We start from the raw sequence: 6,597 nt of genomic DNA, 5'->3' as shown, positions 1-6,597 counted from the left end.
TCTCATTCACCCTCTTTCCCTACCCGACGCTCTCCCGATCTCGGCGCCGCGAGCACGAATGGCGCAACGGTGCCGGCCAATCCGGCTGCGGCACCCGACACGGGCAGCGCTGCCGCGGGTAACGTCGCGTTCGCATGGCCGGTGCGCGGTCCGCTGCTCAACACGTTCAACGACTCGACCAACAAGGGCGTCAATATCGGCGGCACGGCGGGCGAGCCGGTGAAAGCGTCGGCGGACGGCCGTGTCGTCTATGCCGGAAATGGGCTGCGTGGTTACGGCAATCTCATTATCATCAAGCATGATGCAACTTATCTCACCGCGTATGCACACAACCGCGCTTTGATGGTAAAAGAGGGGGACGCGGTGACGAAAGGGCAGAAGATCGCTGAGATGGGCAATAGCGATTCCGACCGCGTGATGTTGCATTTCGAAGTTCGCCGGCAGGGCAAACCTGTCGACCCACTGAAGTATTTGCCGCCGCAATAAGCGATACGACCATGCCGAAATCGAAGCGCCGCCCGCCGCAAGCCGAGTCTGAGAAGATCAGCAAAGCCACGTCCGCCGCAGCGGACGAAAGCGGCGCTTCGGAAGTGGAAGAAGAGATCGTGGAAGAGCGCGATCTCGACGAGAACGAAACCGCCGACACGCGCGAAGGCTCGAGCGGCGCGGCACCCGACGCCGACGATTTCCGCGCCCTGCTGCAGGCCGAGCTGACGGCCGACACGATACAGCACTATCTGAACCGCATCAGCGTGAAGCCGCTGCTCACCGTCGAGGAAGAGCAGAAATATTCGCGTCTTGCCAAGGCCGGCGAGTTCGAGGCGCGCCAGGTGATGATCGAGCGCAATCTGCGGCTCGTCGTCAGCATTGCCAAGGGTTATCTGAATCGCGGCGTGCCGCTGCTCGATCTGATCGAAGAGGGCAACCTCGGCCTCATGCACGCGATCGAGAAATTCGATCCGACGCGCGGCTTCCGCTTCTCGACCTACGCGACGTGGTGGATTCGCCAGAGCATCGAGCGCGCGATCATGAACCAGGCGCGCACGGTGCGATTACCGGTGCACGTGATTCGTGAGCTCAACCAGGTGCTGCGCGCGAAGCGCCATCTCGAGAAGAATTCGATGAATTCCGGCGAGGCCGCCGAGCGTCGCGACGCCAGCATCGACGACATCGCCTACCTGACCGGCAAAACCAGCGACGAAGTGACCGACATCCTCGCGCTGAACGAGCACACGGCCTCGCTCGATGCACCGCTCGATCTCGATCCGGCGAGCAGCCTGCTCGATCTGCTGTCCGACGATCAAAGCCAGTCGCCCGATGCGGAGGTGCAGCATCGCGAGCTCGAAACGCTGACGCGCGCGTGGCTCGCGCGTCTGTCGGACAAGCACCGCCATGTGATCGAACGGCGCTTCGGCCTCAATCACATCGAACCCGCCACGCTCGAAGAGCTGGCCGACGAAATGGGCCTCACGCGCGAGCGTGTGCGCCAGATCCAACAGGAAGCGCTGGTGCGTCTGAAGCGCTTCTTCGCCTCCAACGGTGTCCGCAAGGACGCCGTTCTGTAACCTGATGACACCGATTCTTGTTTTCGACATCGAGACGATTCCCGATGTCGCCGGCATCCGCCGTCTCGAAGATTTACCCGCCTCGATGAGCGACGCCGAAGTCGCCGAGCACGCGTTCGCCGCGCGTCGCGAAAAAACCGGCAGCGATTTCCTGCCGCATCATCTGCAACGGGTCGCGGCGATTTCCTGCGTGTTCCGCGACAGCAACGGCTTTCGCGTGCGCTCGCTCGGCACGCCCGAGGACGGCGAGGCAACGCTCGTGCAGTCGTTCTATCGCGTGATCGAGAAGTACACGCCGCAACTCGTGTCGTGGAACGGCGGCGGCTTCGATCTGCCGGTGCTCAACTATCGCGCGCTCGTCAACGGCATTCCCGCGTACCGCTTCTGGGACGTCGGCGAGGACGACCGCGACTTCAAGTGGAACAACTACATCAGCCGCTACCACGCGCGCCATACCGATCTGATGGACGTGCTGGCGATGTACCAGGCACGCGCCAACGCGCCGCTCGATGCGCTCGCGAAGATGTGCGGTTTTCCGGGCAAGATGGGCATGGACGGCAGCCAGGTGTGGCAGGCGTTCCAGGAAGGGCGCATCGAGGAAATCCGCAACTACTGTGAGACCGACGTCGTCAACACGTACCTGCTGTATTGCCGTTTCCAGTTGATGCGCGGCGGCTTCTCGCCGTCGGAGTATGCTGACGAGATCAATCTCGTGAAGAACGCGCTCGCGCTCGAAACTGCGCCGCAGTGGGCCGAGTATCTGGCGGCGTTCGAGCAGTGAGCCGCCGCGCGCGGTTGGGTGGGCGCATCGAGTCGGCGTGTTGCGGCTGGGAGGAAGACGTGCGGGTCCGGTTGCCGCGGTAATTCGGCCTCGGCTCTTTGCGGCGCACGCGGCCGAGTCGCGTACGATCGCAGGCAAGCCCGGCGCTTCGTCTACAATCTCGCCTTTCCCCACAGTTTGTCAGGAAGTCGCAGGTGTCCCGAACTGCCCCCCAACGTCGCGCGCCGCGGCGCTCATCGAAGCATGCCAAGGCGCCGGCCCCGACGCCGGCGCTCGTCATTACCGGCAACGAGCCGGTCATCGAAATCGTTTCGCTCGATATGGAAGCGCGTGGCGTGGGCCGCACCGACAGCGAAGACGGCACGCGAGGCAAGGTGATCTTCGTCGAAGGCGCGTTGCCGGGCGAGCGCGTCAGCTATACGACGCATCGCAGCAAGCCGAAATTCGAGCAGGCCGAAGTCGTGCAGGTGTTCCGCGAGAGCGCGATGCGCACTACGCCCCAATGCCGCCACTTCGACATTTGCGGCGGCTGTTCGATGCAGCATCTCGACGTGCGCGCGCAGGTCGCGGTCAAGCAGCGCGTGCTTGAAGACAACCTGCAGCGCCTCGCGAAGCTGCGCCCTGAAACCGTGTTCCGGCCGATTCACGGGCCGTCTTGGGGTTATCGCTATCGCGCGCGTCTGGCCGTGCGTTATCTGCCGGAAAAGGGCGGTATGCGCATTGGCTTTCACGAGAAGAAGAGCAGCTATATCGCGGACATGAAAACCTGCGAGGTGCTGCCGCCGCATGTGTCGGCCATGCTGATGCCGCTGCGCTTCATGGTGCGCAAGCTGTCGATCTACGACCGCATGCCGCAGATCGAACTCGCGGTCGGCTCGTCGGTCACGGCGCTCGTCGTGCGCAACCTCGAACCGCTCACCGCCGCCGACGAACAGGTGCTGCGCGATTTCGCCGACGAGCACAAGGTGCAGTTCTGGATTCAGCCGGGCGGCCCGGACACAGTCACGCCGCTCTATCCGCTCGACGTGCAGCTCGACTACACGCTGCCCGAATACGGCATCCGCATGCCGTTCAAGCCGACCGACTTCACGCAGGTCAATCACGCGATCAACCGCGTGCTCGTGAGCCGCGCGTTGCGCTTGCTCGCGCCGGCGCGCACTGATCGCGTGCTCGATCTGTTCTGCGGAATCGGCAACTTCACGCTGCCGCTCGCGCGGCTTGCGCGGGAAGTGGTCGGTATCGAGGGCAGCGAGGTGCTGACCGGGCGCGCGCTCGCGAACGCCGAGCTGAACGGCGTCGCGGGGCATACGTCGTTTGCGTGCCGCAATCTGTTCGAAGTGACCGCCGACGACCTGCGCGCGCTCGGCCACTTCGACAAGTTCCTGATCGATCCGCCGCGCGAAGGCGCGCTCGCGGTCGCGAAGGCGCTCGCGGAGATCGCGCAGAGCGGCAATGGACCGCTGCCGAAGCGCATCGTCTACGTGTCGTGTGCGCCGGCTACGCTCGCGCGCGATGCGGGCCTGCTCGTGCACGAAGCCGGCTATCGGCTCGTTGGGGCGGGTGTCGTGAACATGTTCCCGCACACGTCGCACGTGGAGTCGATTGCGTTGTTCGAGCGGGATTGAGGGGGAGCGCGCGACGCCCGCGGCCAGGCGGCGGGCGTCGCGTGTCAGTGCGCATGCAGACACGTTGACGTGCGGATGCGCGGGCATAAAAAACGCCACGACTTTCAGGTCGTGGCGTTTTTTATTTCAGAGGCTGAATGTATTCAGCGGGCGGCAAAGCTCAGCAAAGTTAGCTTAGAACTGCCACCACGACTTCTGCGTGCCCGGCCGCGCGTGGCCCGTGATGTACGGGCTGTCCGGGAACGTGCCCGCGAGCACGCGGCGCGTGTCGTCGGCCAGTTGCGGCTGGTTCAGCTTTTCGTACGACAGCATCATGATGTGCAGCGCGTCTTCGATGGCCGGCGCGTTCTTGTATTCGTGCAGCGCGAGTTGCGCGCGGTTGATTGCCGCGACATAGGCGCCGCGACGGTAGTAGTAGTCCGCCGCGTGGACTTCGTGCGACGCCAGCGCGTTCACGATATAGCGCATGCGTTGCGCCGCGTCCGGTGCGTACTTGCTGTTCGGGAACCGGTCCACCACGACCTTGAACGCGTCATACGATTCGCGCAGCGACTTCGGATCGCGCTCGCTCATGTCCTGGCCCGAGAAGCGGCCGAACAGACCGAGGTCGTCGTTGAAGTGGATCATGCCTTTCAGGTAGTACGCGTAGGCGATGTCCGGGTGATCCGGGTGCAGCTGGATGAAGCGGTCGATGGCCTGGTCGGCGGCGGCGTCTTCGTTGTCTTTCCAGTTGCAGTATGCGACGTTGATCTGCGCCTGCTGCGCGAAGTGGCCGAACGGGTCGCGGCCCTCGAGCATTTCGAAGTATTTCGCGCACTTGCCGAAGTCACCGCCGGTCAGGGCGTCGTTCGCCTCCGTATATAATTTGTTGTTGTTCCACGTTGCCGTTTCGTCGGTCTTCTCCGGCAGGCCGTGGCAAGCCGCAATAGCGACGACGGCCGCGGCGCACGCAACGTATCCGGCCACTTTCCGGGCCGCCTTCTTGATGGCCGCCAAATTGAGCGCCGCTGCTTCAGTGATGGTGTTCAAGGCTCGCATTTTCCAGTCTAGCTTTACGTCCAGGTGACCCAGACTCAATGACCCGCTCAAATACTCCAGGCACCGCAGGCGCCGGGAATAGCAACGAAGATTATAGCGTAAGCGCCGACCCCGCCGACGCGTTGGGCGTCGATTCGCTCGACGACGATTTTGCCGCCGACGCGCCCGCCGCAAGCCATTCGCAAGAAGCCGCCGCGAGCCCGGCGGCGCCGGTGCCGGGCCGCATCGCCGACGAAAGCCCGCGCCAGGTCGTGGTGCCCGACGAACTGGCCGGCGAGCGGCTCGACAAGGTGCTCGCCAAAGTGTTTCCGGAATTTTCGCGCAGCCGTCTGCAAAGCTGGATCGAAGCCGGGCGCGTGCGCGTCGACGGCAAGCCGGCGAAGATTCGCCAGCCGGTGCCGCTCGGCGCCACGATCGAGCTCGTGCCCGACCTGCTGCCCGAGCAGCTCGCCTTCACGCCCGAGCCGGTGCCGCTCGAAATCGTCTACGAGGACGACACGCTCGTCGTCATCAACAAGCCGGCCGGCATGGTCGTGCATCCGGCCGCCGGCAACTGGAGCGGCACCGTGCTCAACGGGCTGCTGCATCGCTATGGCGAAGCCGCGGCCGGCCTGCCGCGCGCGGGCATCGTGCACCGGCTCGACAAGGAGACCTCGGGGCTCATGGTGGTCGCGCGCACGCTCGAGGCGCAGACCGACCTCGTGCGCCAGTTGCAGGCGCGCACGGTCAAGCGCCGCTATCTCGCGCTCGTGTGGGGCAACATGCCCGAGGACGGCACGATCGACGCGCCGATCGGCCGCGATCCGCGCGAGCGCACGCGCATGGCCGTGGTGACGGGCGCGGCCGGCAAGCCGGCGCGCACGCATTTCCGCCGCGTCGACGCGGCGATCTGGCAGCGGCAGCCGGTCACGGCGATTCACTGCGATCTCGAAACCGGCCGCACGCACCAGATTCGCGTGCATTGCGCGCACGTCGGCCATCCGCTGCTCGGCGACCCCGTGTATGGACGCGCGCGCGGCAAGCGTTCGGTTACGCCGCTGCCGGGCGGCTTCGCGCGCCAGGCGCTGCATGCATGGCGGCTCGGGCTGATTCATCCGAAGACGGGCCGCTCGATGCAGTGGCGCGCCGAGGTGCCGGCCGACATCGCGGCGCTGTCCGAGGCGCTCGGCCTCGGTCGCGACGACGCGGGCGAGTTCGACGACGTGTACTACGAGGATGAGGACTACGACGCATCGTCCGCCGACGCCGATTACGATGAAGATCACGACGGCGACGCTGACCCCGAAGATCACGACGCCAACGAGGCCCACGAGGCCCATGACGAGGACGATCCCACATGAACGCAGCTTTGCCGGAACTGGATTTCGCCGATGTCGTGCAACCCGCATGGAACGTCTCGCCGCGCGTGCGCGCGCTCGTCACCACCCGCAACGGCGGCGTGAGCGACGCGCCATTCGGCCGCTGGCGGGATGGCGCGGACCAGCCCGGCGGCCTCAACCTCGGCATGAAATCCGGTGACGATCCGGCCGCGGTCGCGAGCAATCGCGCGCGGCTGCTCGCGCTTGCCGGCGTTCGCGAAGCCGCGTGG

General features: G+C 65.2%; 7 protein-coding genes. 6 read left to right on the top strand and 1 reads right to left on the bottom strand.

The genetic code is table 11. From position 1 onward, the window contains the following. From GXB81_RS30005 to rlmD, 4 genes are all read left to right on the top strand, one after another. Nucleotides 1–486: peptidoglycan DD-metalloendopeptidase family protein (locus GXB81_RS30005; RefSeq protein WP_241016587.1), on the top strand; the 486-nt coding region annotated here is incomplete at its 5' end. A gap of 11 nt (nucleotides 487–497) precedes the next feature. Next, complete coding sequence (rpoS, locus tag GXB81_RS30000) at nucleotides 498–1,565, top strand: RNA polymerase sigma factor RpoS (RefSeq protein ID WP_167038462.1); 1,068 nt, start codon at nucleotides 498–500, stop codon at nucleotides 1,563–1,565. A gap of 4 nt (nucleotides 1,566–1,569) precedes the next feature. Beyond that, the gene (locus GXB81_RS29995; RefSeq protein ID WP_205991111.1) at nucleotides 1,570–2,346 is read left to right on the top strand and encodes a 3'-5' exonuclease; all 777 of its coding nucleotides are present in this window, start codon (nucleotides 1,570–1,572) and stop codon (nucleotides 2,344–2,346) included. Between the two features lie 194 nt (nucleotides 2,347–2,540). Beyond that, complete coding sequence (gene rlmD / locus GXB81_RS29990) at nucleotides 2,541–3,971, top strand: 23S rRNA (uracil(1939)-C(5))-methyltransferase RlmD (protein ID WP_205991110.1); 1,431 nt, start codon at nucleotides 2,541–2,543, stop codon at nucleotides 3,969–3,971. A 174-nt stretch (nucleotides 3,972–4,145) separates the two neighbouring features. Here rlmD and GXB81_RS29985 read toward each other — a convergent pair whose 3' ends face one another. Continuing rightward, nucleotides 4,146–5,009 (bottom strand): outer membrane protein assembly factor BamD, encoded by an 864-nt coding sequence (locus GXB81_RS29985; protein WP_167038456.1) that lies wholly within the window; start codon nucleotides 5,007–5,009, stop codon nucleotides 4,146–4,148. Between the two features lie 38 nt (nucleotides 5,010–5,047). On the opposite strand from GXB81_RS29985, the gene GXB81_RS29980 reads away from it, so the two are divergent. Both GXB81_RS29980 and GXB81_RS29975 read left to right on the top strand, forming a co-directional pair. After that, nucleotides 5,048–6,349, top strand: a complete 1,302-nt coding sequence (locus GXB81_RS29980) for an RluA family pseudouridine synthase (RefSeq protein ID WP_205991109.1) — start codon at nucleotides 5,048–5,050, stop codon at nucleotides 6,347–6,349. Further along, nucleotides 6,346–6,597: laccase domain-containing protein (locus GXB81_RS29975; RefSeq protein ID WP_205991108.1), on the top strand; the 252-nt coding region annotated here is incomplete at its 3' end. The genes GXB81_RS29980 and GXB81_RS29975, both read left to right, overlap by 4 nt.

The organism is Paraburkholderia sp. Ac-20336, from assembly GCF_017105025.1.
Classification (GTDB): Bacteria; Pseudomonadota; Gammaproteobacteria; order Burkholderiales; family Burkholderiaceae; genus Paraburkholderia.
This window is presented reverse-complemented; position numbering and strand designations above follow the sequence as displayed.

Excerpts from the sequence above, each read along its gene's own strand:
- GXB81_RS29995 (WP_205991111.1), top strand. The coding sequence starts at position 1,570 with ATGACACCGATTCTTGTTTTCGACATCGAGACGATTCCCGATGTCGCC.
- GXB81_RS29985 (WP_167038456.1), bottom strand. The coding sequence starts at position 5,009 with ATGCGAGCCTTGAACACCATCACTGAAGCAGCGGCGCTCAATTTGGCG.
- GXB81_RS29980 (WP_205991109.1), top strand. The coding sequence starts at position 5,048 with ATGACCCGCTCAAATACTCCAGGCACCGCAGGCGCCGGGAATAGCAAC.
- rpoS (WP_167038462.1), top strand. The coding sequence starts at position 498 with ATGCCGAAATCGAAGCGCCGCCCGCCGCAAGCCGAGTCTGAGAAGATC.